19 protein-coding genes are annotated in these 24,515 nt (G+C 57.8%); 9 read left to right on the top strand and 10 right to left on the bottom strand.

The features are described 5' to 3' along the window. Positions 1–560 precede the first annotated feature (560 nt). The 3 genes from ACQR3R_RS05365 to ACQR3R_RS05355 form a co-directional block, all read right to left on the bottom strand. Positions 561–1,844: an FAD-dependent oxidoreductase gene (locus tag ACQR3R_RS05365; RefSeq protein ID WP_428270976.1), complete on the bottom strand. Its 1,284-nt coding sequence runs from the start codon at positions 1,842–1,844 to the stop codon at positions 561–563. Positions 1,845–1,895: 51 nt separating this feature from the next. Further along, positions 1,896–3,386, bottom strand: coding sequence for an aldehyde dehydrogenase family protein (locus ACQR3R_RS05360; RefSeq protein WP_428270975.1), 1,491 nt, complete (start codon positions 3,384–3,386; stop codon positions 1,896–1,898). 169 nt (positions 3,387–3,555) lie between these two features. Beyond that, complete coding sequence (locus tag ACQR3R_RS05355; RefSeq protein WP_428270974.1) at positions 3,556–4,932, bottom strand: glutamine synthetase family protein; 1,377 nt, start codon at positions 4,930–4,932, stop codon at positions 3,556–3,558. Between the two features lie 280 nt (positions 4,933–5,212). Here ACQR3R_RS05355 and ACQR3R_RS05350 point away from each other — a divergent pair, with 280 nt between their 5' ends. The 6 genes from ACQR3R_RS05350 to ACQR3R_RS05325 all read left to right on the top strand — a co-directional run bounded on the left by ACQR3R_RS05350 (position 5,213) and on the right by ACQR3R_RS05325 (position 11,051). Continuing rightward, positions 5,213–5,974 carry a gamma-glutamyl-gamma-aminobutyrate hydrolase family protein gene (locus ACQR3R_RS05350; protein WP_428270973.1) on the top strand — a complete coding sequence of 254 codons (762 nt, stop codon included), beginning with the start codon at positions 5,213–5,215 and terminating at the stop codon, positions 5,972–5,974. Between the two features lie 396 nt (positions 5,975–6,370). Next, positions 6,371–7,513, top strand: coding sequence for a polyamine ABC transporter ATP-binding protein (gene potA / locus ACQR3R_RS05345; protein WP_428270972.1), 1,143 nt, complete (start codon positions 6,371–6,373; stop codon positions 7,511–7,513). Beyond that, positions 7,510–8,424: an ABC transporter permease subunit gene (locus tag ACQR3R_RS05340; protein WP_428270971.1), complete on the top strand. Its 915-nt coding sequence runs from the start codon at positions 7,510–7,512 to the stop codon at positions 8,422–8,424. The genes potA and ACQR3R_RS05340 overlap by 4 nt, the downstream gene beginning before the upstream one ends. Beyond that, entirely contained in the window at positions 8,421–9,305 is an 885-nt protein-coding gene (locus tag ACQR3R_RS05335; protein ID WP_428270970.1) for an ABC transporter permease subunit, read from the top strand. Before ACQR3R_RS05340 ends, ACQR3R_RS05335 begins: the two co-directional genes overlap by 4 nt. Before the next feature lie 252 nt (positions 9,306–9,557). Beyond that, on the top strand, positions 9,558–10,655 hold the full coding sequence (locus ACQR3R_RS05330) for an extracellular solute-binding protein (RefSeq protein ID WP_428270969.1): 1,098 nt from the start codon (positions 9,558–9,560) through the stop codon (positions 10,653–10,655). Positions 10,656–10,859: 204 nt separating this feature from the next. After that, positions 10,860–11,051 (top strand): hypothetical protein, encoded by a 192-nt coding sequence (locus ACQR3R_RS05325; RefSeq protein ID WP_428270968.1) that lies wholly within the window; start codon positions 10,860–10,862, stop codon positions 11,049–11,051. A 14-nt stretch (positions 11,052–11,065) separates the two neighbouring features. On the opposite strand, the gene ACQR3R_RS05320 is transcribed toward ACQR3R_RS05325, so the two are convergent. Together ACQR3R_RS05320 and ACQR3R_RS05315 are read right to left on the bottom strand one after the other, a co-directional pair. Next, the gene (locus ACQR3R_RS05320; RefSeq protein ID WP_428270967.1) at positions 11,066–11,419 is read right to left on the bottom strand and encodes a DUF1428 family protein; all 354 of its coding nucleotides are present in this window, start codon (positions 11,417–11,419) and stop codon (positions 11,066–11,068) included. 2 nt (positions 11,420–11,421) lie between these two features. Continuing rightward, positions 11,422–12,504 (bottom strand): hypothetical protein, encoded by a 1,083-nt coding sequence (locus ACQR3R_RS05315; protein ID WP_428270966.1) that lies wholly within the window; start codon positions 12,502–12,504, stop codon positions 11,422–11,424. A gap of 284 nt (positions 12,505–12,788) precedes the next feature. On the opposite strand from ACQR3R_RS05315, the gene ACQR3R_RS05310 reads away from it, so the two are divergent. Beyond that, positions 12,789–14,114, top strand: coding sequence for an OprD family outer membrane porin (locus ACQR3R_RS05310; protein WP_428270965.1), 1,326 nt, complete (start codon positions 12,789–12,791; stop codon positions 14,112–14,114). Positions 14,115–15,028: 914 nt separating this feature from the next. Here the strand turns inward: ACQR3R_RS05310 and ACQR3R_RS05305 are convergent. The 4 genes from ACQR3R_RS05305 to ACQR3R_RS05290 all read right to left on the bottom strand — a co-directional run bounded on the left by ACQR3R_RS05305 (position 15,029) and on the right by ACQR3R_RS05290 (position 21,032). Further along, positions 15,029–15,229, bottom strand: coding sequence for a co-regulatory protein PtrA N-terminal domain-containing protein (locus ACQR3R_RS05305; protein ID WP_428270964.1), 201 nt, complete (start codon positions 15,227–15,229; stop codon positions 15,029–15,031). Positions 15,230–15,343: 114 nt separating this feature from the next. Beyond that, entirely contained in the window at positions 15,344–18,481 is a 3,138-nt protein-coding gene (locus ACQR3R_RS05300; RefSeq protein WP_428270963.1) for a CusA/CzcA family heavy metal efflux RND transporter, read from the bottom strand. 26 nt (positions 18,482–18,507) lie between these two features. Next, positions 18,508–19,725, bottom strand: a complete 1,218-nt coding sequence (locus ACQR3R_RS05295) for an efflux RND transporter periplasmic adaptor subunit (RefSeq protein WP_428270962.1) — start codon at positions 19,723–19,725, stop codon at positions 18,508–18,510. Between the two features lie 59 nt (positions 19,726–19,784). Continuing rightward, positions 19,785–21,032: a TolC family protein gene (locus ACQR3R_RS05290; RefSeq protein WP_428270961.1), complete on the bottom strand. Its 1,248-nt coding sequence runs from the start codon at positions 21,030–21,032 to the stop codon at positions 19,785–19,787. 447 nt (positions 21,033–21,479) lie between these two features. On the opposite strand from ACQR3R_RS05290, the gene ACQR3R_RS05285 reads away from it, so the two are divergent. Then, entirely contained in the window at positions 21,480–22,154 is a 675-nt protein-coding gene (locus tag ACQR3R_RS05285) for a heavy metal response regulator transcription factor (RefSeq protein ID WP_428270960.1), read from the top strand. After that, a complete protein-coding gene (locus ACQR3R_RS05280) occupies positions 22,151–23,599 on the top strand; it encodes a heavy metal sensor histidine kinase (protein ID WP_428270959.1) in 1,449 nt (482 codons plus the stop codon). The genes ACQR3R_RS05285 and ACQR3R_RS05280 overlap by 4 nt, the downstream gene beginning before the upstream one ends. A 6-nt stretch (positions 23,600–23,605) precedes the next feature. On the opposite strand, the gene ACQR3R_RS05275 is transcribed toward ACQR3R_RS05280, so the two are convergent. Beyond that, complete coding sequence (locus ACQR3R_RS05275; protein WP_428270958.1) at positions 23,606–24,496, bottom strand: LysR substrate-binding domain-containing protein; 891 nt, start codon at positions 24,494–24,496, stop codon at positions 23,606–23,608. Positions 24,497–24,515: the final 19 nt, after the last annotated feature.

The raw sequence follows: 24,515 nt of genomic DNA, 5'->3' as shown, positions 1-24,515 counted from the left end.
TTTGGTCCGTGTTGGTCACGGGTTATGTGTCCGTCCTGGATTCCTTGTGGGAGCTAGCCTGCTAGCGATGGCGGTGTGTCAGGCGACATTGATATCGACTGATGTGGCCCCATCGCGAGCAGGCTCGCTCCCACACTTTGGTCCGTGTTGGTCACGGGCTACGTGCCGGCCCTTGATTCCTTGTGGGAGCTAGCCTGCTAGCGATGGCGGTGTGTCAGGCGACATTGATATCGACTGATATGGCCTCATCGCGAGCAAGCTCGCTCCCACAGTTTGGTCCGTGTTGGTCACGGGTTATGTGTCCGTCCTGGATTCCTTGTGGGAGCTAGCCTGCTAGCGATAGCGGTGTGTCAGGCGACATTGATATCGACTGATATGGCCTCATCGCGAGCAGGCTCGCTCCCACAGTTTGGTCCGTGTTGGTCACGGGTTATGTGTCCGTCCTGGATTCCTTGTGGGAGCTAGCCTGCTAGCGATAGCGGCGTGTCAAGCGACATTGATGGCGGCTGACATGGCGTCTTCGCGAGCAGGCTCTGCTCCTACAGGGTTTTGCGTCAGGGTTAGATACCGAAACGATCACGCAGTGCGTAATACGCGGCGCCCATAGCCGTGAGTGGCGCCTGGAACGTGCGGCCGCCGAGCATCGGCATGTGCGGCAAGGAAGCAAACGCGTCAAAGCGTTCGGCGTCGCCGCGAATCATTTCCGATATCAACTTGCCAGCCAGGTGCGAACACGTGACGCCGTGCCCGCTGTAGCCTTGCATGTAATAGGCATTTTTCTCGATGCGGCCGAATTGCGGCATGCGCGACATGGTCAGCAGGAAGTTGCCGGTCCAGCGGTAGTCGATCTTCACATCCTTCAGTTGCGGGAAGGTCTTGAGGATCTTGGGCTTGATCAGTTGTTCGATGTCGTCCGGTTCACGCGCGCCGTACACCACGCCGCCGCCGTACAGCAAACGGTTGTCGGCGGTCAGTCGGTAGTAATCCAGCAGGTAATTGCAATCTTCGACGCAGTAGTTGTTTTTGATCAGGCTGCGCGCAACCTTTTCCGACAACGGCTCGGTGACGACGATTTGCGAGCCGCACGGCATGCTCTTGCGCGTCACACGGTTGTCGAGGTCTTGTGGCAGGTAAGCATTACCGGCGATCAGCAGGTACTTGGCGCGAACCACGCCTTTGGCGGTGCGCACGGTGATCGGTTCGCCGTAGGTGATTTCTACCGCTGCCGACTGTTCGTAGATTTTGCCGCCCAGACCGATGATGGCCGACGCTTCGCCGAGGGCCAGGTTCAACGGATGGATATGGCCACCCTGCATGTCCAGCAGGCCGCCAACGTAATTGTCACAACCGACTTCGCGCTTGATGTCCGCCGCATCGAGCATCTTCAGGTTCTTGTTGCCGTAGCGTTCCCAGCTGCTTTTTTGCTCGGCCAGGCCTTTAAGTTGCTTTTTGTTCAGCGCGGCAAAGATGCCACCCGGCTTGTAGTCGCACTGGATGTCGTAGTGTTGTATGCGCTGACGGATGATGTCGGCACCTTCGAAGATCATGCTGCCGAGGACTTCAGCAGTTTTGTCGCCGTAGCGCGCCTCGATCACATCAACGTCGCGGCTGTAGGAGTTGACCAGTTGACCGCCGTTACGACCGCTGGCGCCGAACCCGACTTTCGCGGCTTCGAGCACGGTCACGCTGTAGCCGGCCTCGCAAAGAAACAGCGCCGAAGACAAACCGGTGTAGCCGGCGCCGATGATGCACACGTCGCAGTCCACCGCTTGTTCAAGTACCGGAAAGTCGCCGGTAAAGTTGCGGGTTGCGGCGTAGTAGCTGTTTACATGAGTCTGTTTCATAGGTTTCCCCGATGGCCGCTGACATGGCCGGCGGCCGCCGTTGTAAAAGTGTTAGAGCTTGATCCAGGTCGCTTTGAGTTCGGTGTACTTGTCGAACGCGTGCAGCGATTTGTCCCGACCATTACCCGATTGCTTGTAGCCACCGAACGGCGCGGTCATGTCGCCACCATCGTATTGATTGACCCAGACGCTCCCGGCGCGCAAACCGCGAGCGAAGGTATGAGCCTTGCTCAGGTTGCTGGTCCAGACGCCTGCAGCGAGGCCGAAGATGCTGTCGTTGGCGATGGCCAGCGCTTCATCGACGGTGTCGAAAGTAATCAGCGACAGCACCGGGCCGAAAATCTCTTCACGGGCGATGGTCATGGCATTGGTCACACCGTCGAAAATCGCCGGCTCCACGTACAGGCCACCGGTTTCTTCCAGCGTGCGGCTGCCGCCCGCGATCAGTTGCGCGCCCTGGTCTTTGCCGACCTGGATGTAGCGCAACACGTTGTCCAGTTGGCGCTGATCAACCACCGCGCCGACCGTAGTTGTCGGGTCCAGTGCATGCCCGGGTTTCCAGGCTTGCAGCGCTTCCACCAGCAGCGGAATAAACTGCTCGCGAATCGAACGCTCCACCAACAACCGCGAACCGGCGGTGCAGACTTCGCCCTGATTGAACGCGATCGCCCCAGCCGCCGCGTGTGCTGCCGCGCGCAAATCCGGCGCATCGGCAAACACCACGTTCGGGCTCTTCCCCCCCGCTTCGAGCCAAACGCGTTTCATGTTGCTTTGCCCGGCATAGATCAGCAGTTGCTTGGCAATCGCGGTCGAGCCGGTGAAGGCCAGCACGTCGACGTCCATGTGCAACGCCAGCGCTTTGCCAACGGTGTGACCGTAGCCCGGCAGCACGTTGAACACACCTTTCGGGATGCCGGCATCCAGCGCTAACTGCGCAATGCGGATGGCTGTGAGCGGCGACTTTTCCGACGGCTTGAGGATGAACGAGTTACCCGCCGCCAATGCCGGGGCAAACTTCCAACTGGCCATGATCAGCGGAAAATTCCACGGCACGATGGCCGCGACCACACCGGCAGGTTCGCGGGTAATAAGGCCGAGTTGGTCGTGTGGCGTGGCGGCAACTTCGTCGTAGAGCTTGTCGATGGCTTCGGCGCTCCAGCGGATCGCATTCGCGGTCGCCGGGATGTCGATGTTCATCGAATCGTTGATCGGTTTGCCCATGTCGAGGGTTTCGAGCAGGGCCAATTCTTCCTGGTTAGCCAGGATCAGGTCGGCGAAACGAATCAGGATGCGCTTGCGTTCTGCGGGCGCCAAACGGGCCCAGATGCCGGAGTCGAACGTTTGCCGGGCAACCGCTACAGCGGCATTGGCATCGGCTTCATCGGTGCTGGCAACGTTCGCCAAAAAGCGGCCGTCGACCGGGCTGATGCATTCGAAGGTTTCACCGCTGAGTGCGTCGCGGTATTGACCGTCGATGAAGGCGCGGCCTTCGAGTGTTAGGGACTGGAAGCGTTGCTCCCAGTCGCTGCGAGTGTTTGTCATTATTGTGACTCGACGCAGGGGAATAAGTGATCGTCAGTTAAAACTTGAATGCAATCCCCTGTGGGAGCGAGCCTGCTCGCGATGGCGGTTAATCAGGAAACATCAATGCTGACTGATGCGCCGCTATCGCGAGCAGGCTCGCTCCCACAGTTGATCGGTGTTGTTCGCCTTAGACGGTGTGCAAATACCAGTTGTACTCAAGGTCCGAGATGGAGTTCTCGAACTCGGCCAGCTCGCTTTCCTTGCACGCCACGAAGACGTCGATGTACAGCGGGTCGATGTACTTGGCCATCACTTCGCTGTCGTCCAGCTCACGCAATGCATCACGCAGGTTGTTCGGCAGGCTCTGCTCGTTCTGCTCGTAGCTGTTGCCTTCAACCGGTGGGCCTGGCTCGATTTCGTTGGTCAGACCATGGTGAATACCGGCCAACACCGACGCCATCAGCAAGTACGGGTTGGCATCGGCGCCAGCGACGCGATGCTCGATACGCACCGAGTCCGGCGAACCGGTCGGCACACGCACGGCAACGGTACGGTTGTCGATGCCCCAGCTCGGCGAATTCGGCACGTAGAACTGCGCGCCGAAACGACGGTACGAGTTGACGTTCGGGCACAGGAAAGCCATCTGCGCCGGCAGGGTCTCGAGCACACCGCCGATCGCGTGACGCAGCGCGGCGTTCTGCTCGGGATCCTCGCTGGCAAAGATGTTGTTGCCTTGCTTGTCGAGAATCGAAATGTGCACGTGCAAGCCGTTACCCGCCTGACCCGGATAGGGCTTGGCCATAAACGTGGTGTCCATCTCGTGGTCGTAGGCGATGTTCTTCACCAGACGCTTGAGCAGTACCGCGTAGTCGCAGGCCTTGATCGGATCGGAGACGTGATGCAGGTTGACTTCGAATTGCGCCGGGGCGCTCTCCTTAACGATGGCGTCGGCAGGAATGCCCTGCTCTTTCGCGCCTTCGAGGATGTCCTGCAGGCAATCGACGTATTCGTCCAGGTCATCGATCAGGTACACCTGAGTCGACATCGGACGTTTGCCGGACACCGGCGAGCGTGGCGATTGCGGACGACCGTTCACGTTGTCCTGGTCGATCAGATAAAACTCAAGTTCAAAGGCTGCACAAATGGTCAGGCCCATGTCATCGAACTTGCTGACCACCTGGCGCAGTACTTCACGCGGGTCGGCAAAGAACGGCTGGCCTTCGAGTTCGTGCATGGTCATTAACAGTTGCGCGGTCGGGCGCTTCTGCCATGGCTCGATGCTGAGCGTGTTGGGAATCGGGAAACAGATTCGGTCAGAGTCGCCGATGTCCAGACCCAGGCCGGTGCTTTCCACCGTAGAGCCGTTGATGTCCAGAGCAAACAATGACGCCGGAAGGTTGATGCCTTTTTCGTAAACCTTATGAAGACTGGTGCGTTCGATGCGCTTACCGCGCACCACACCGTTCATATCCGCAATCAGAAGGTCGACGTACAAAACCTCAGGATATTTCTTAAGGAATGCGTTTGCTTCGTTGAGTTGAACGGCACGCAGAGGGACCGACATGATGCACCTATTAGCTGTTAATTATTATGTTCACTACCTTGTTGCGAGCCCAGTCAACCCGAACGGCAAAGTGAAGTCAATAGCGAACACTTGGCCTTTCAACCTTTATTTTCGGGCCTTGCAGGGGCACGAGAGTACCAAATAACCCACGCGCACCGCGTAAATCCTCACGATCAGACGTGCGGCGTTTAGAATTTTTTACATGAGAGTTGTTAATTAAAATCAACAAGGCTAAGCTCCGGAAAAGCTCGTTCAAGTGTGAAACTTCGAGGTGATAAAAATGGCACTCAAGCCATTGATCGGCGTTACAGCGTGCGTCAAACAGATAGGTCTGCACCCGTACCACATCAGCGGCGACAAGTACTTGCGTGCTGTCAGCGTTGCGGCAGCAGGGCTACCCGTCGTCATTCCTTCCCTGGCCGAACTGACCGAGATCGACGATGTGCTCGCGCACCTCGACGGTTTGCTGCTGACCGGCTCGCCGTCGAATGTGGAACCGTTCCACTATCAAGGCACGGCCAGTGCTCCCGGCACCGATCATGATCCGGCGCGGGATGCCACCACCCTTCCTTTATTGCGTGCAGCCATTGCGGCGGGCATTCCAGTGCTGGGCATCTGCCGCGGCTTTCAGGAAATGAACGTGGCGTTTGGCGGCAGCCTGCATCAAAAAGTGCATGAGCTGCCTGGCATGCTCGATCACCGCGAAGCTGACAGCCCGCAGCTGGCGGTGCAATACGCACCGGCGCATGCCGTGACTGTGCAACCTGGCGGCGTGTTTGAAGCACTGGGGTTGCCGGCCGAGTTCATGGTCAATTCGATTCACAGCCAAGGCATTGATCGCCTCGCTCCCGGCCTGCGCGCCGAAGCAATTGCGCCGGACGGTTTGATCGAGGCGGTCTCGGTGGAACACAGCCAGGCGTTTGCCGTAGGCGTGCAGTGGCACCCGGAATGGCAGGTGCTGTCGAATCCGCCCTATCTGAGTATTTTCCAGGCGTTCGGCGATGCGTGCCGGCGACGGGCCGTATTGCGCCAATCACGCTGAATTAAAAACCCTACATCCACTTTCTGCCCCCGCGAGTCTGGCGGGTGCGTTTTTGCGCATCCGTGACTCACGAAAACGACACACCGCGATAACAACAAGTACCACAAGGCAGCCAGGATGGCGGCGCCGAATAAGCCCGATTGGAAGGGGCCAGTTACTCAGACGCAAATCCCTGTGGGAGTGAGTTGTGGTGAGGGGATTTATCCCCGTTGGTCTGCAAAGCAGGCCGAAGATTTGGGGGCGGCTACGCCACCCAACGGGGATAAATCCCCTCGCCACAGTCGCACCTGCAAAGGACCGCGTTTTGATTGACCGGTACCGCACGCCCCGGGCTTGCAATCAACTATTAAGTCAGGCCGCGTTGGCCCGACGACTGAAACCTGTTGGGAGTTTCACATGGCAAACGCCTCCAGCATTTACAGGAAGGCTCTTGAAGGTCACCAGGCACCGAAAAAGGTCTTGGTGAAAGTCGACCGCGTCACCAAGAAATTCGACGAAACCACCGCCGTAGACGATGTGTCGCTAGAGATTTATCAAGGCGAAATCTTTGCTCTGCTCGGCGGTTCCGGCTCTGGCAAATCGACCCTGCTGCGCATGCTCGCAGGCTTCGAACGCCCGACCGAAGGCCGGATTCTGCTCGACGGCGTGGACATTACCGACATGCCGCCCTACGAACGGCCGATCAACATGATGTTCCAGTCGTACGCCTTGTTCCCACACATGACCGTGGCGCAAAACATTGCCTTTGGCCTGAAGCAGGATCGTTTGTCTGCCAGTGAAATCGATGCCCGTGTTGACGAAATGCTGCGCCTGGTGCACATGACCCAATACGCCAAACGCAAACCGCATCAACTGTCCGGCGGCCAGCGCCAGCGTGTCGCCCTCGCCCGCTCCCTGGCCAAACGCCCGAAGTTGTTGCTGCTCGATGAACCGATGGGCGCGCTGGATAAAAAACTGCGCTCGCAGATGCAGCTTGAACTGGTAGAAATCATCGAGCGCGTCGGCGTGACGTGCGTGATGGTGACTCACGACCAGGAAGAGGCCATGACCATGGCCCAACGCATCGCCATCATGCACCTGGGCTGGATCGCGCAAATCGGTAGCCCGGTCGATATCTATGAAGCACCGGTCAGCCGCATGGTTTGCGAGTTCATCGGCAACGTGAACGCCTTCGAAGGCACCGTTGTAGAAGACCTGGAAGGTCACGCGATCATTCACAGCAAGGATCTGCAGCAGAAGATCTACGTGGGTCACGGCGTCAGCACCTCGGTGCAGGACAAGTCGATCACCTACGCGATACGTCCGGAAAAAATGCTGGTCAGCACGGTCAAGCCAGAGCATCGCTACAACTGGTCCGAAGGCAAAGTGCATGACATCGCCTACCTCGGCGGGCACTCGGTGTTCTACGTCGAATTACCGAGTGGCAAGATCGTCCAGTCGTTCATGGCCAACGCCGAACGCCGTGGCGCGCGCCCTACCTGGGACGACAAAGTCTACGTGTGGTGGGAAGACGACAGCGGCGTGGTACTGCGCTCATGAAAACACTCAATCAGCAGTTCATGCGGCTGATGCCGAGTGGTCGAAAGCTCGTCATCGGGATTCCGTTCCTGTGGCTTTGCCTGTTTTTCCTGTTGCCGTTCTTCCTGGTGATGAAGATCAGCTTCTCGGAAGCGGCGCTGGCCATTCCTCCTTACTCCGAGATCTACACCTACGCCGAGCAGAAATTCCAGCTGTTTTTGAACGTCGGCAACTACCTGTTGCTGACCGATGACGAGCTGTATCTCTCGGCTTACCTGGGCTCACTCAAGGTCGCGTTTTTCAGCACGCTGATGTGCCTGGTGATCGGCTTCCCAATGGCTTACGCGATCACCAAGGCCAGCAAAGAAACGCAAAACGTCCTGATGTTGTTGATCATGATGCCGACCTGGACTGCGATCCTGATCCGCGTTTATGCGTGGATGGGCATCCTCAGCAACAACGGTTTGCTCAATGCATTCTTGATGTGGACCGGCCTGACGTCGCACCCGATCGAAATCCTCAACACCAATACGGCGGTGTACATCGGCGTGGTTTACGCCTACCTGCCGTTCATGGTGCTGCCGCTGTACGCCAACCTGGTGAAACACGACGGCACCCTGCTGGAAGCCGCGTCGGACCTGGGTTCGAGCAACTTCAACAACTTCTGGAAGATCACCGTGCCGCTGGCCAAGAACGGAATCATCGCCGGTTGCATGCTGGTGTTCATTCCGGTGGTGGGTGAGTTCGTGATTCCGGAACTGCTCGGTGGCCCGGAAACCCTGATGATCGGCCGTGTGCTGTGGCAAGAGTTCTTCAACAACCGCGACTGGCCGGTAGCTTCTGCGCTGGCGGTGGTGATGCTGTTGATTCTGATTGTGCCGATTCTGCTGTTCAACCGCAGCCAGGCCAAAGAGATGGAGGCACGGGGATGAAGCGTTTCGGTTTCTCAAAAATGATGCTGGTGCTCGGCTTGTTGTTTATCTACCTGCCGATGCTGATTCTGGTGATCTACTCGTTCAACGCCTCCAAACTGGTCACCGTTTGGGGTGGCTGGTCCGTGAAGTGGTACGTCGGCCTGCTGGACAACACCCAACTGATGGGCTCGGTGGGACGCTCGCTGGAAATCGCCTGCTATACCTCGGTTGCAGCCGTAGCGTTGGGCACGTTGGCCGCGTTCGTGCTGACCCGCGTTACGCGTTTCAAGGGCCGCACGTTGTTCGGTGGCCTGGTGACCGCGCCGCTGGTGATGCCCGAAGTGATCACCGGCCTGTCGCTGTTGCTGTTGTTCGTGGCGATGGCGCAGTTGATCGGCTGGCCGATGGAGCGTGGCATTGTGACGATCTGGATCGCCCACACCACGTTTTGTGCCGCCTATGTCGCGGTGGTAGTCTCCGCCCGCCTTCGCGAGCTGGATTTGTCCATCGAAGAAGCGGCCATGGACCTCGGGGCGAAACCGTTCAAGGTGTTCTTCCTGATCACCATTCCGATGATCGCGCCGTCATTGGCAGCCGGCGGCATGATGTCGTTTGCCCTGTCGCTGGATGATTTGGTGCTGGCAAGTTTCGTCTCCGGCCCGGGGTCGACAACGTTGCCGATGGAAGTGTTCTCGGCAGTGCGTCTAGGGGTTAAACCCGAGATCAACGCTGTGGCTAGCCTGATTCTGTTGGCGGTGTCGATCGTGACGTTCATGGTCTGGTATTTCAGCCGCCGCGCCGAAGCCACCCGTAAACGCGCGATCCAGGAAGCAATGGACCAGACCGCCAGCGAATCCTGGCAACAACCTAAAAAGCAAATGGTCGAAGCGACGGCTTAACAGCCATGCCGTGAGAGTGCTTTTGTGGTGAGGGGATTTATCCACGTTCGGCTGCGTAGCAGTCGTAAATACCGTAAGCCCGGTGCACATGATGTACCTCGGCCGCAGGTTTTAGGGTCGCTTCGCAACCCAACGGGGATAAATCCCCTCGCCACAAACGCTCCTCACTTCAAAGAGGTCCTTTGCCACACGTTTTACATTCACAGCATTTTTGCTTTGCGTAATCTGAATAAGAGAATTGGAGTTGTACCGATGAAAATGTTTGGCAGGACTCTGCTGACACTGTCCTTATTGGGCGCTATAGCAACCGGCGCCCAGGCCAATGACAAAGTACTGCGCGTCTACAACTGGTCGGATTACATTGCGCCGGACACCGTCAAGAAGTTCGAGGACGAGACCGGCATCCGCGTGACCTACGATGTGTTCGACAGTAACGAAACCCTCGAAGCACGCCTGCTTGCAGGTAAATCCGGCTACGACATCGTGGTGCCATCCAACAGTTTCCTGGCCAAGCAAATCAAGGCTGGGGTTTATCAGACGCTGGACAAGTCAAAACTGCCGAACTGGAAAAACCTCAACCCGGTGCTGCTGAAAAATGCGTCTGCCAGCGATCCGGACAACGGACACGCGTTCCCGTACATGTGGGGCTCGATCGGCATCGGTTTCAACCCGGACAAGGTTCGGGAAGTGCTCGGCGCCAATGCACCGACCAACTCCTGGGACTTGCTGTTCAAGCCTGAAAACGCTGCCAAACTGAAAGCGTGTGGTATCAGTTTCCTCGATTCGCCGACCGAGATGTTGCCGGCCGCCCTGCACTACCTGGGCTATCCGGTTAACTCGCAGGACAAGGCACAGATCGCCGAAGCCGAGGCGCTGTTCATGAAAATTCGGCCGTCAGTGGCGTACTTCCATTCCTCGAAGTACATCTCAGACCTGGCCAACGGCAATATTTGCGTGGCGGTCGGTTACTCCGGCGACGTGCTGCAGGCCAAAGCCCGCGCGAAAGAGGCCGGCGACACGGTGAAAATCGACTACAGCATTCCGAAGGAGGGTGCGGGCAGTTTCTACGACATGGTCGCAATCCCGAGGGATGCCGCAAACGTCGACAACGCTTACCTGTTCATGAACTTCCTGATGCGCCCGGACATCATCGCCGAGATCACCAATAACATTGGCTACAGCAATGCCAACGCCGCAGCGACGCCGCTGGTGGATGAGGCCATTCGCGATGACCCGGGCTCGTATCCATCACAGGAAGTGATGGCGACGCTGTACGCGATTCCCGATCTGCCGATTGGCATTCAACGCGTGATGACACGCGGCTGGACGCGGGTGAAGCTGGGTAAGTAATTCACCCGACGATAAAGCCATCACATTCAACATGGATGTCCGCTTTACTGTTTTCCGTTCACGCAGCGCCTTACCACCGCTGCACCTCTCTCATGAACGGCCTCACCTGGCTCCCTCGGTCATGGTGAATTGGGCGCCCTCCTCGGGCGCCTTTTTTTGTGGGCGGCCTATAGTTGAAGGCAATGCAATCAACGGGACAAGGCCATGCGCGAGATCATCAGCAAAGAGCCGTGGTGGGCGATGCCACCGCAACCTGGTCAGGCTGAGTCAGAGCTGGAATGGGGCTGGCTGGTTCACTACAGCGAAGGCGAGCCGCGTTTCGAGTTTGTGCGGGAAAGGCCCACAGACAGTGAAATCCAGAATCGCAAGAGCTGCAGGATCACCCCGTCGGAGTGACCCTGCGTGAGTCGTCAGGCTTGCACGATCACCTTGAAACCACCGAACACCATACGCTGACCGTCGAACGGCATCGGATTCACGTCTTGCTGCATGCGCGGATCAGCCATCATTTTTTGCATGCCAGTATCGCGTGTGGCCTTGTCCGGCCAGACGATCCAGGAGAAGACCACGGTTTCGTCTGCCTTGAGCTTCACGGCCATCGGGAACGAGGTCACCTTGCCGTCGGGCACATCGTCGCCCCAGCATTCAACGATACTGAGCGCGCCGTTTTCCTTGAAAATAACGGCCGCGGATTCGGCGTGCTGCTTGAATTTGTCGCGGTTTGCCGTCGGCACGGCAAAGACACAGCCATCAACGTAGGACATGGTCATTCTCCTGCTGGGGATAAAGGGTCTAGCTGTTGAATGGTCGTTTCCGGCGGGCTCCAATCGACAGCACCATTGCCGGAACTGACCGACGGTACGTCAGCGCTTCCCGCCAAACTGCCCTCAACTTGCGCGGCCATGTACAACGTTCCTGCCATCACACCGGTGGTCGGGTTCTGCACCAACTTCAGCCAGGCTTTATCGAAGGTGTTGCCCAGGCTGCTGCGAATCAGCGCCTCACTGTCCGGGCGGTCACTGGCCTCGATAATCGCGCGAATGCCGGCCACGCCCACGGTGATCAAGCCTCCGGCCAGTTTCCCCGCTGCCGCAGCCACCGCACTGGCCGCGCCTCTGGGGGCCATCTCGGCTTCCATCCGCTGACTCGCGCGTTTCGCCACTGGCGCCATTGCGGTGTCGGTCGAGTCCACGCCTTTGTCGCCGCCCGCAGTGTGGATTTTGTCGATCAGCGCTGAATACGCCGGTAGCGTGTTCAAATCGGTGTGAATGACTTGATACAGCGACGCGTCCCGGGCGGCAGGAGGCCCCAGCGCAATCGCCGGGATTTTGTTGATCCGGTTGCTGAGCTGATCCATCGGCACGTTATAGCGTTGGGAGATGACCTGAAGCTGTTGGCTGATGATCTGGATATAAAACTCGGTGGCCTGATGCAGAATCGCATCCGGGCTGGTTTCCAGCGCCACCGGGGCCAGCACGCGTTCCTGATATTGCTCCAGCAAATACGCCGCCAGGCGTTTTTCCGAGGCGTCTTTCTCGCCGCTCGCGCTGATGGTGTACCAACTGACCTTCATCGACAGCCATTCCTGTGTCCAGTAGCTGCTGAACCATGGAATAAAGTTTTGTTCGGTTTGCTCGTAAACCCGCGTGCGCCAGTGGTCCATGGAGCCGCGCGCAAACACTTTGGCTTGCTCGGTGGCCGAGCGAGACGCCGTCACGATTTCCCTGTCGACTTGCTGCCAGGTGCTGTGGGAAATCACCACTGGCGGTGCCGATACCGGCGCGCGCGAAGACGTGGCGCACCCCGCCAACACCAACAACACGACGACGATCAGCGAACGCAGGTTCAAGGTCGTGGTTCTCAGGAGTTGAATTGTTCAACGCTGAGTATAGGTGCAGACCAACGCCCTCCTGTCAGTTGCCGACAATCACTTCAACAAGCCAGTAATGGGTCTCCTTCGGCGTGCCCGTTAAGCGTCTTACAAAATTGTAATCGCCCGATCACCTCCACGTTATCTACGGATTGCAACGATAGAACTCGGCGAATCTGCAGCAAGGGCAACGCCTTTTGGTGCAGAAAAATAAAACAACAGCCGAAGAACGTTCCAGTTCTGCCGAACCCAAGGAGTGATTGATGGTTAACAACACAACGTTTTCGATGGCGGCTTTAGCAATGGTTGTCAGCTCAGGGCCGTCCATGGCGCTGGCAGAAGAAAAGGCCGGGGGGTTTGTCGAAGACAGCAGCCTTACCGTGCTGAACAGAAATTTTTACTTTAATCGCGATCATCGTAATGGCCAGTCCAGCCCGACCGGTAACGGCTATTCCGAAGCATGGGCGCACGCGATTATCAGCAAGTTCGAATCCGGATTTACCCAAGGCACGGTTGGCGTCGGTGTGGATGCCTTCGCCATGATTGGCTTGAAACTCGATACCGGCGATGGGCGCAACGGGGGCCGTAGTTCATTCGATGTATTGCCGGTCAATAGTCAGGGTGAAGCGCGCGACGAGTACACCAAGTTTGGCGGCGCGGCCAAAGTTCGAGCCTTTGATACGGTACTCAAGGTCGGTGATGTATTCCCGTCCACGCCTGTGGTCGCTGCCGGCGATTCCCGCCTGTTGCCCGAAAGCTTTCGCGGTGTCACCGCCACCAACACCAGCCTTGAAGGCTTGACGGTTCAGGGCGGTCGCTTGCATGCCATGAGCCAACCGGTATCGAGCAACATGCGCGAAAACTTCGCGACGTTCTATGCCGGACCGGTCAATTCACCGTGGGTGGGGTACTTTGGGGGTGACTACGCGCTGAACAGGAATGTCAGCTTCAGCCTGTATTCAAGCCGTCTGAAAGACGCCTGGAATCAATACTATGCTGGCACTGCGCTGAACTATGCACTCACTGAAGAACTCTCGTTGTTTGGTGGTTTGAACTATTACAAAGCGGTCGATGAGGGCAAGCAACTGCTCGGCGAGTTCGACAACAACATCTGGAGTGGTCGCATCGGGGTAAAACTGGGTGCGCACTCGTTGGCACTGTCGCACCAGCGCAACAACGGCAACGACGACTTTGACTACTTGCGCCAATCGGACTCGATTTTCCTCGACAACTCCATCCAGTACAGCGACTTCAACTCGCCGAAAGAACGCTCATGGATGGTCCGCTACGACCTCGACATGAGCCCGTACGGCGTGCCTGGCTTGTCGTTCATGACCCGATATGGCCGTGGCACTGACGCCGATTACTCCAACGCAAACGCGGTGTACATGCGCCGCGATGCCGAGGGTAATCCGCTGACGGATCAGAAGCGCTGGGAGCGCGATATCGAGGTGAAATACGTGGTGCAGAGCGGCTCGATGAAAGACTTGTCGTTGCGCCTGCGCCAAGCCAACACCCGTGCCACCGCGTTCGAGTCAGACCTGGATGAAGTGCGCGTCATCGTCGAATACCCGTTAGCGATTCTGTAACACCTGCTGCACGGTTGAATCTGTACATTCACCTTTAGAAGCTCCTTGCTCCTTTGGAAAAAGGTGAATTTTTGGCGTCCTTCGGGACGCCTTTTTTTGCCCAATTCCCTGTGGGAGTGAGCCTGCTCGCGATGGCGATTCAACATTCAAAATCCGTAGCGCCTGACACTCCCCCATCGCGAGCAGGCTCGCTCCCACAATGGATAGGCGCCGGCCACAGACTCTGCATTCCACACAATTCCCTGTGGGGATTGGCATTGGCCACAACCTCTGCAGTCCACACAATTCCCTGTAGGGATTTGCATTGGCCACAGCCTCTGCACTCCACACAATTCCCTGTAGGGATTGGCATTGGCCACAACCTCTGCACTCCACACAATTCCCTGTAGGGATTGGCATTGGCCACAACCTCTGCACTCCACACAATCCCCTGTGGGGGATTGGTATTGGTCGCAGACTCTGCATTCCACACAATCCCCTGTGGGAGTGAGCCTGCTCGCGATGGCGATTCAACATTCAAAATCCGTAGCGCCTGACACTCCGTCATCGCGAGCAGGCTCGCTCCCACAATGGATAGGCGCCGGCCACAGACTCTGCACTCCACACAATTCCCTGTGGGATTGGCATTGGCCACAGCCTCTGCACTCCACACAATTCCCTGTGGGAGTGAGCCTGCTCGCGATGGCGATTCGACATTCAAAATCCGTAGCGCCTGACACTCCGCCATCGCGAGCAGGCTCGCTCCCGCAATGGCGGCACTCGTCAGCCACGGTGTGTTTGAGGGTGTTCAACTGGCCTTCTGAATCTTCGTATGAGCGTACTTAACTTCATATAACCCAACTTATAAACAATCAATACGCCCATAAAAAAACCCGTCATCAACTGCTGATGACGGGTTTGTTCTAACCGAGCAGTTACATCTTTTCAGTCTTGTCATCCTTGGCATCGGTCGTTACCACGGGATCACGCTTGGCTTCTCTCATTGCGAAATTCTGCATCGCCTGCTCATTGGCCACCATCATGCGTTCAAAGGTCCTGTCACCGCCGCCTTCAGCCATCGCCATCGAGGAAACAAGTAACGCACCTGCAATAATAACGAGTTTGGAAAGTTTCATTTTTGGCACCTCATATTAAGAATGCTCACAGGTTATCAACCCGAACCTATCAACACGGTGGCGCGCAAATTACATATTCGTTATGTTGCTCACCTACTAATAATCAGTAACAACTTATTCCTCTTCGCGGCGGTGTGCCCATTGATAAAGCGCCGGCAATATCAACAAGGTCAATGCTGTCGACGACAGAATGCCGCCGATCACCACTGTCGCCAGTGGTCGCTGTACTTCTGCCCCGGTGCCGGTGGCCAGCGCCATCGGTATGAAGCCAAGCGAGGCCACCAACGCTGTCATCAACACCGGACGCAGGCGGGTCAGCGCGCCTTCGTTGATCGCATTATTCAGTGAGCGCCCTTCCTCTCGCAGGTTGCGGATGAACGCAATCATCACCAGGCCGTTCAATACGGCCACACCCGATAGCGCAATGAATCCGACGCCTGCTGAAATCGACAGCGGTATATCGCGCAGCCACAACGCCATGACGCCGCCGGTCAAGGCGAACGGAATGCCGGTGAACACCAGCAAGCCATCCTTAAGGTTGTTGAACATCATGAACAACAGCGCGAACACCAGCAGCAAAGCGACCGGCACCACGATCTGCAAGCGTTTGGCAGCTGATTGCAATTGCTCAAACTGCCCTCCCCAGCCAATCCAGTAACCCGGTGGTATCTGCACTTGCTGTTCGATCGCCTCGCTTGCCTCCTGCACAAACGAGCCGATATCGCGCCCTCGTACGTTGGCGCTGACGATCACCAAGCGTTTGCCATTCTCGCGACTGACCTGATTAGGCCCGAGCACCAGATCCAGCGTTGCCACGTCCGACAGCGCAATGAAACCGATCTGGTCTGCCTTGCCATTGAGTAACGCCGGCACCGGGATCAGCAGCGCAGACAAACCCGCTACGTCCTGGCGCATGGCGTCGGACAAACGCACCACCATGTCGAAACGCCGGTCACCCTCGTACAAGGTTCCGGCCCGACGCCCACCGACCGCTACCGCAATGGTGTCTTGCACATCGCCAACGTTAAGGCCGTATCGCGCAGCTTTTTCCCGGTCGATATTGATGGTCAGCACCGGCAGGCCAGTTGTCTGTTCGACCTTGACCTGCGAAGCGCCGATGACCTTTTGCATGGACGCGGCGATCTTCGCAGCCGTGCTGTTCAGCACCGCCATGTCATCGCCAAAGACCTTGACCGCCACATCGCTGCGCACACCGGAAATCAATTCGTTGAAGCGCAATTGAATCGGTTGCGATAACTCATAGTTGCTGCCCGGCATCAGCGCCGTAGCATTCTGAATATCAGCCATCAACGCCTCGCGGGACTTGTTCGGATCGGGCCATTGAGCTTTCGGCTTGAGCATCACATAGCTGTCGGAGATGTTCGGCGGCATCGGGTCAGAGGCAATTTCCGCGGTGCCGGTACGCGCAAAAATGCGTTGCACCTCCGGCACCTTTTCCATCAGTAACTGCTCCAGGCGCTGCTGCATTTCTACCGACTGCGTCAGGCTCGTGCCCGGGACTCGCAAGGCTTGCAGCGCGAAATCACCCTCGCTGAGGCTGGGCACAAACTCGCTACCCATGCGGCTGGCGACTACCCCACTCGCGCCGATTACAAACAGCGCCATGGCAAATGCCAACGACCGATGACGCATCACCCACGCAAGAGCCGGCGCGTACACCCGGCGTGCAGCGCGCATGACCAGGTTTTCCTGCTCCTGGACCTTACCCGTGACAAACATCGCAATCGCCGCTGGCACGAAAGTGACCGACAGCAACATGGCACCGAGCAAGGCGATAACCACGGTAAATGCCATCGGATGGAACATTTTCCCTTCGACGCCGCTAAGGGCAAAAATCGGCAGGTAAACCACCATGATGATCAACTGACCGAAAATCAGTGGCCGGCGTGCCTCCCGGGCAGCCGCGAACACCTCATGAAAACGTTCGGTGCGCGTGAGCATGCGGCCGTGACGCTGTTGTGCATGCGCCAGGCGTCGTATCGCGTTTTCAACAATTACCACCGCGCCATCCACGATGATGCCGAAGTCCAACGCCCCGAGGCTCATCAGGTTGGCACTGACTTTGTTGGCGAACATACCGGTGAAGGTAAACAGCATGGCCAGCGGAATCACCATGGCGGTGATCAACGCTGCGCGAATGTTGCCGAGGAACAAGAACAAAATCGCGATCACCAGAATCGCGCCTTCAATCAGGTTTTTCTTGACCGTGGCAATCGCCTTGTCCACCAGATCGGTACGGTCATACACGGTGACCGCCACCACGCCTTTGGGCAGTGAACGATTGATTTGCTCAAGCTTGCTGGCGACGGCTTGAGACACGGTGCGGCTGTTCTCGCCAATCAACATGAACACCGTGCCCAACACCACTTCACGACCGTTTTCGGTGGCCGCCCCGGTGCGCAATTCTCGGCCGATACTCACGGTCGCGACATTGCTGATTCGAATCGGCGTGCCATCGACATTGGCCATGACGATATTGGCGATGTCATCGATGGACGCAACTTGGCCCGGTGCGCGAATCAGCAGTTGTTCGCCGCTGCGCTCAATGTAACCGGCGCCGACGTTGGCATTGTTGCGCTCCAGCGCCGTCACCAGATCGGTCAGGGTCAACCTGTACGCCGCCAGACGCTTGGGGTCGGGCGCGATCTGATATTCCTTGGCGAACCCACCGATGGTGTTGATCTCGGCGACACCCGGAACGTTGCGCAACTGTGGCTTGATGATCCAATCCTGAATCGTGCGCAAATCGGTCGGTGTGTAAGGCGTGCCGTCCTCTTTGACGGCACCCTCCTGCGCTTCGACCGTCCACAGGAAAATCTCGCCGAGCCCGGTGGAAACCGGCCCCATCACCGCCTCCGCCCCTTCGGGCAATTGCTCCCTGGCCGCCTGCAATCTCTCGTTGACCAGTTGCCGGGCGAAGAACAGGTCGGTGCCTTCCTTGAAGATCACCGTGACTTGCGACAGGCCGGACCGTGACAAGGATCGAGTCTGCTCCAGCGCCGGTAGACCAGCCATGGCGGTTTCGATGGGGAATGTAATGCGCTGCTCGGTTTCCAGGGGTGAAAACCCCGCCGCGCCTGTGTTGATTTGCACCTGGACGTTGGTGATATCGGGCACAGCGTCAATCGGCAGCTTTTGATAGCTGGCAATACCGAGGCCGGCCATGAGCAAAACCGCGAGCAGCACGATAATGCGCTGCTCGATAGCAAATTGAATCAGGCGTTCAAACATGAGGACCTTCTGGTGGCAATGGCGGATCAGTGGGCGTGTTCAGCCGAGGCTTTACCCAACTCGGATTTGAGAATGAAGCTGCCAACGGTTGCGACCTGCACGCCGGGCTCAAGGCCCTCGGTGATTTCGATCAGCCCCGGCGCACGGCTGCCGATCACCACAGGCTGGGCCTTGAAGCCGTCGTCGGTTCGAACGAACACGGTGGGTTTGTCTTCCACGGTCTGGACCGCCGTGTCCGGCACAGTGACATTGGCCTGACGGGTTTCGGTGTCTACCGCGACGCTCACGAACAGGCCGGGACGCCAGGCACCTTGAGGGTTTTGCAGGGTGACGCGAACCGTTGCCGTGCGGGTTTGTTCACCCAACAAACTGCCGACGTACGCCACCGTTCCGGCGACCTTGGCGTTCAGTTCCGATGCACTGACCATCACCGATTTGCCAACCAGCACCTTGTTCAGGTCCTTGGGTGAAACGCCGAATGTCACCCACACCCGCGACAAGTCCGAGAGCGTAAACGCATTGGTGGTTTCATTAACGACTTCACCGAGGCCCAAGTGCTTTTCAACCACGCTGCCGTCAAACGGCGCACGCAATTCGTAGCGATTGCCGCCGCTGGCGACAGAGCTACCACTCAGTGCGCTGATTTTTTGCCGGGCATTATTCGAGGCTATTTCAGCTTCTTGTAGCGCTTGGCGTGCCTGCAAAAAGTCCTGTTCGGCAGAGATCTTGTCCTGCCATAACTGACGTTCACGGGCGTACGTGGTGCGCGCCAACTCCAAACGACGCTCAGCGGCAGCTTGTTCGCTGCGCTGATCAGAAATCTGCTGACTGGCGATCACTGCCAGCAGCTGACCTTTCTTGACCGACTGCCCCAAATTGACGTGCACCGATTCCACGACGCCGGCGACGCGCGGCACCACGTGCGCAGTACGGTCCTCATCGAAACGGATTTCACCGGGAAACGACAATGAAAGGTTGATATCCCCGGCCCTGGCGTCGGCCAGCAGAATACCGGCCGCCGTGATCTGCTCGTCGCTGAGCGCCAAATGCCCTTCTTCGGCCTCGCCTTCGGCATGCGCGCCGTCCAATGAATCCTTGGCGTCACCTTCGTTGCCGTGATCGTCATGCCCCGATGACTCCTGCGCCACGGCCAACGGCGCGGGCGTGCTGAACACCCACCACGAACCGATACCGATACCCGTCGTCAGCAACAGTGCGATGACGAGCCTGTGTTTTTTTTCCATGAAAACTCCCTGCGCCGCTCGCTGTACCTGCCGAGCAGCGTAAATTCGTGATGTGAAATTCAAGGGGTGCGCGTGAGCTGCCTGACGTCGCCGAAAATGCGTTCCAGGCGCACCCAGGCGTCTGTCGTCTCGGCAATGGACTGAATGTATTGGCTACGCGCGGCGATCAACGTGCGCTGCGCATCGAGCACATCGAGGAAGTTGAACTTGCCCATTTCGAAGCCCCGCGTGGCGGTATCGACCGCACGTTGCGCGGCCGGCAGGATGGTCTTGTTGAACGACTGGACGTCGGTATTGGCCGTCGACCACTGATCGAGGCTGGCCTGGATTTCCGAGCGCAGGCGCAATTCGTTGGCATTGCGCAGGTCGCGGGCCTGATCGGCGCGGCGAGCAGCGGCCAGGACATTGCCCTGGTTACGATTGAACAACGGAATGGCCATCGACAGCCCAACGACATTCACTCGTTCACGTTCCAGCTCGCTGTACTGGCTGCCCACGCTCACCGTCAAATCAGGAATGCGCTGGGCTTTCTCCAACCCCAGCGAGGCCTCACGCTGATCGATGTGCAGCTTGGCCAGACGCAACTCGGCGGTATCACCGAGGCGCGCCAACAGCCGTGCAGATTCGGGCACCGCAGGCAACGGCAAGTCGGCATCCCCCACGCGTGCAAAGGTCGGCAACGGCGCGCCCATCATTTGCGCCAGTTGCTGATACGCATTGGCTTCGTCGCGTTCGGCGCGCCGCACTGCCAGGCGTACTTCGGATAATTGAACCTGCGCACGCGTACCTTCTACCGGCGATGATTTGCCACTGTCGATGCGGCCTTCGGCAACCCGTAAACCACGCTCCGCGAGGGCCAGCGACTGACGCGACAACAGCAATTTCTGCTGCGCGGTGGATGAGCTGTAGAACGCCTGAATCACGTCGGCGCGCAACACATTGCGCTTGCGTTCCAACTCGATGGCCGCCGCCTCTTGCGCGCGGCTGGCGACGTCGATCCTGGCGCCGCGTTTGCCGCCGATTTCGATCGCCTGATTGATCATCACCGTGGTCGTTCGCGAATTTCGCCGTGTGTCCTCTGCCTCCCAGGAAACCTCTGGGTTGGGCATCAAACCCGCCTGCAGTCGATCGCCCTGAGTGATGCCGATGTCCCATTGCGCGGCAGCCAGGTCGGGGTTGTTGGCAAACGCTGTTTGCAGCGCCTGATCCAGGGTCAATGCCTGTGTGGAGGCCGCGTTGGCGCTGACGCTTAGCAGTGAAGCTGCGCACGTTAAAGCGATTATTCGCAAGGACAAAATGATGTTCAACGGTCTATCCAACACGCTCTGCCGATGCAATTTAGTACTTCCTTTAATGCGCTGATAATGGCCATGGCTTAAAGGTAGAACTTCGCGCTTATCAACAAGGTGACTGAATAATTACAAATACGTTATCCAGCGCTTAGAGCAGTTTCCTTGCACTAAAATACAATCCGTGCTCAATCAACCGAGCATTTGAAATGTGACGACACACTTGTGAGCGGGTTATCTGCCGTACAACACTTGCAAGGAATTTTTATTCATGTTTGGCACATGTGCGGACCGCGACACAGTGTCGCAACCCGCTATTTTAACGCTCAAGACCGAGCCCCCAGCTTGACCCTGAAGTGACTACAGACTTTAGATTGCCGGTATCGGGACCAGAAAACACCAACAACAAAAATAACTTTCTGACTTTTTAATCATGTTAATTGTTATTTAATAAGGTGAACTACCATGCGAATCCTTGTAGTAGAGGACGAGCCTAAAACTGCCGAGTACTTGCATCAGGGCTTGACTGAAAGTGGTTACGTAGTTGATCGCGCCGCCACCGGTTCCGATGGACTGCACCTGGCCCGGCAACAGGTTTACGATCTGGTAATACTTGATGTCAATCTTCCCGAACTTGATGGCTGGGGCGTTCTTGAACACCTGCGCCAAACCAGCAATACCCGCGTGATGATGTTGACGGCCCGAGGGCGCCTGGCGGACAAGATCCGAGGGCTGGACCTGGGCGCCGACGACTACCTGGTCAAGCCCTTCGAGTTTCCGGAATTGTTGGCACGGGTGCGAACATTGATGCGCCGCAGCGAGCACATTCCGGTTCCGCGCGTGCTGAAGGTCGCCGACCTGGAACTCGACCAGGGTCGCCATCGCGCCTTTCGTGGCGAGCAGCGCATTGACCTTACGACCAAAGAGTTTGCCTTGCTGCACTTGCTGATGCGCCAATCGGGTGAAGTGCTGTCGCGCACGCAGATTATTTCTCTGGTTTGGGACATGAACTTTGATTGCGACACCAACGTGGTCGAAGTCTCTATCCGGCGCCTGCGCGCCAAGATCGACGACCCCTTCGACAATAAACTGATCCACACCCTGCGCGGCGTTGGTTATGTGCTGGAGGCTCGGGAATGAAGCCTGCCAGCCTGTCGATGCGGCTGGGTTTGACGGTGAGTATTCTGGGGGCATTGCTGGTGGTGTTTCTGGCGGTGCTGGCGTTTATCGCGCTGACCCATGAGCTGGACAAGCTTTCAAGAGCCAGCCTGCAAAGCAAAATGCAGCAGATAGAACACAGCCTGACCCTTTATGGGAACAGCCGCGACATCAGCACCGAACCCCACCTCTTGCTTGATCAGGTGATGGGGCATGACAACCTCAACCTGACCCTCTATAACCCCGAATACCTGCGCACACCGCTGTTGAAGTTTGGTGCGGGCCTGGGCAACCCCAGAGTGGAATTGAAGGCCGCCACAGCGGCCAGCGATACGTTGAAGTATTCGCGAAGTACCGACGATGAGGGTCGACACTTTCTGACCGCCACCCGGCTGATCCAACTCAAGGACGGTACGAGCGTGGCCGTGCTGCTGTCGGTTGATTGTGCAAACGATGACGCACTGCTCAGCGCTTACCTGCGCTCGACCGTCATCGCCCTGCCGTTGTTGCTGGTTCTGATCGGCATCAGCGCCTGGGCCGTCGTGCACCGTGGGCTGGCGCCGCTACGGGAGTTCCGCAAAGTGACCGCGATGATTTCGGCGCAAGACCTCAGCCATCGGTTGTCCGTGGTCAAGATGCCGCAGGAACTCAGTGAGCTGGCACATGGCATCAACTTCATGCTGCATCGGCTCGACAGCGGCATCGCGCAACTGGCGCAGTTCTCCGACGACCTGGCCCACGAACTGCGCTCCCCGATTACCAATCTGATGGGCAAGGCGCAGGTCACGCTGTCGCGAGAGCGGCCAACCGAGGAGTACAAGGCTGTACTGGAATCGTGCACCGAAGAACTCGGGCGCGTTACGCGGATTGTCTCGGACATGCTGTTCCTGGCCCAGGTCAGTCACCCGGCGACACTGGTACCGTTTGAAACCATTACCCTTGAGGATGAAGCGGTCAAAGTGGCGGATCTGTTCTCACTGTCGGCGGAAGAAAAAAACATCAGGCTGAGCGTCACTGGAAGTGGCAAAACCATCGGCGACCGGTTGATGATTCAGCGCGCAATTTCCAATCTGTTGTCCAACGCGATACGCCATTGCCCCGCGGGCCAGTCCATTGCAATCGTCGTTGAGAGCCAGGCAACGCAAGTCTCACTGCACATTGGCAATCCGGGCACAGGCATCGAACCGCAGTACCTGCCGCATCTATTCGATCGTTTTTACCGGGTCGATGCCAGCCGTTCGCGTGCCGAAGGGGGCACCGGGCTTGGATTGGCCATCGTGCGCTCCATCATGAGCCTGCATCAGGGAACCGCCGAGGTGAAAAGCATGCCCGGCAGCCTGACTGTTTTCAGCCTTGGCTTCCCGAACATCAACGGGCAACCCTGCTGGTACCGCCAGCCTATGCCAAAAAAGGATGCCGTCATGTAGAACGGCTCACTGTGCGCAGACGTCTCGAACGCAGCCCCGCAGCCAGCGGTGTACCGGGTCAGCCTCCAGACGCGGATGCCAAAGCATTGCAACGGTAAACTCAGGCAACTCGAATGGCAGCGCAAAACTGTGCATGCCTGCACGAAGATTGGCGGTGTGCTGCTCTGGCACACTGGCGATCAAATCGGTGGTCCGCGCCAACGCCAGCGCGGTCGAGAAACCGGCGACGATTGTCGCGACATTTCGCTGCACACCCAGCGGCCCAAGCGCCTCATCAATCGGTCCTCGATCCAGCCCTCGCCTGGAAACGCTGATGTGGTCGCCGGCGGCATACCGCTCAGGCGTGATGTCGCCTTCGCTCAATGGATGTCCACTGCGTACGACGCCCATGAACCGGTCCCGAAACAGGCCTTGCGTGCGTAACTCAGGGCCCGCATTTTTGCCCACGACACCCGTTTCCAGATCGACCGTGCCGTCACGCAATGCAGCACTGTTTTTGTCTGGTTTATGCATGAAGCGCAGGCGAATCCGGGGCGCCTGTTCAGCTATACGCGCCAGCAATTGCGCGCCGAAATTTTCGACGAAACCTTCGCTGGTACGCAGGTTAAATGTACGGCTGAGTTGTGCCAGGTCAGGCTGCCCGACTGGCCGCAGCACTGCCTCGGCATCCTGCACCAGTTGACTTACCAGCTCGCGTAATTCGAGCGCACGAGGTGTCGCCACCAACCCGCGCCCCGCCCTGACCAGCAGCGGATCACCGGTGGTCTCGCGCAGGCGTGCCAGCGCTCGACTCATCGCCGACGGGCTCAACCGCAAGCGCTGGGCCGCTCGGGCAACACTGCCTTCGGCCAGCAACACATCCAGGGTAACCAGCAAATTCAGATCGGGAATTGGCATGCGTTCTCTCGTAGTGACA

The organism is Gordonia sp. IEGM753 (assembly GCF_050321825.1).
Lineage (GTDB): Bacteria > Pseudomonadota > Gammaproteobacteria > Pseudomonadales > Pseudomonadaceae > Aquipseudomonas.
Note: the sequence above shows the minus strand (reverse complement) of the source record. Positions and strands in the feature narration are given on the sequence as shown.

Coding starts and splice junctions, on each gene's coding strand:
- ACQR3R_RS05365 (WP_428270976.1), bottom strand. CDS start 1,844: ATGAAACAGACTCATGTAAACAGCTACTACGCCGCAACCCGCAACTTT.
- ACQR3R_RS05360 (WP_428270975.1), bottom strand. CDS start 3,386: ATGACAAACACTCGCAGCGACTGGGAGCAACGCTTCCAGTCCCTAACA.
- ACQR3R_RS05355 (WP_428270974.1), bottom strand. CDS start 4,932: ATGTCGGTCCCTCTGCGTGCCGTTCAACTCAACGAAGCAAACGCATTC.
- ACQR3R_RS05350 (WP_428270973.1), top strand. CDS start 5,213: ATGGCACTCAAGCCATTGATCGGCGTTACAGCGTGCGTCAAACAGATA.
- potA (WP_428270972.1), top strand. CDS start 6,371: ATGGCAAACGCCTCCAGCATTTACAGGAAGGCTCTTGAAGGTCACCAG.
- ACQR3R_RS05340 (WP_428270971.1), top strand. CDS start 7,510: ATGAAAACACTCAATCAGCAGTTCATGCGGCTGATGCCGAGTGGTCGA.
- ACQR3R_RS05335 (WP_428270970.1), top strand. CDS start 8,421: ATGAAGCGTTTCGGTTTCTCAAAAATGATGCTGGTGCTCGGCTTGTTG.
- ACQR3R_RS05330 (WP_428270969.1), top strand. CDS start 9,558: ATGAAAATGTTTGGCAGGACTCTGCTGACACTGTCCTTATTGGGCGCT.
- ACQR3R_RS05325 (WP_428270968.1), top strand. CDS start 10,860: ATGCGCGAGATCATCAGCAAAGAGCCGTGGTGGGCGATGCCACCGCAA.
- ACQR3R_RS05320 (WP_428270967.1), bottom strand. CDS start 11,419: ATGTCCTACGTTGATGGCTGTGTCTTTGCCGTGCCGACGGCAAACCGC.
- ACQR3R_RS05310 (WP_428270965.1), top strand. CDS start 12,789: ATGGTTAACAACACAACGTTTTCGATGGCGGCTTTAGCAATGGTTGTC.
- ACQR3R_RS05305 (WP_428270964.1), bottom strand. CDS start 15,229: ATGAAACTTTCCAAACTCGTTATTATTGCAGGTGCGTTACTTGTTTCC.
- ACQR3R_RS05300 (WP_428270963.1), bottom strand. CDS start 18,481: ATGTTTGAACGCCTGATTCAATTTGCTATCGAGCAGCGCATTATCGTG.
- ACQR3R_RS05295 (WP_428270962.1), bottom strand. CDS start 19,725: ATGGAAAAAAAACACAGGCTCGTCATCGCACTGTTGCTGACGACGGGT.
- ACQR3R_RS05285 (WP_428270960.1), top strand. CDS start 21,480: ATGCGAATCCTTGTAGTAGAGGACGAGCCTAAAACTGCCGAGTACTTG.
- ACQR3R_RS05280 (WP_428270959.1), top strand. CDS start 22,151: ATGAAGCCTGCCAGCCTGTCGATGCGGCTGGGTTTGACGGTGAGTATT.
- ACQR3R_RS05275 (WP_428270958.1), bottom strand. CDS start 24,496: ATGCCAATTCCCGATCTGAATTTGCTGGTTACCCTGGATGTGTTGCTG.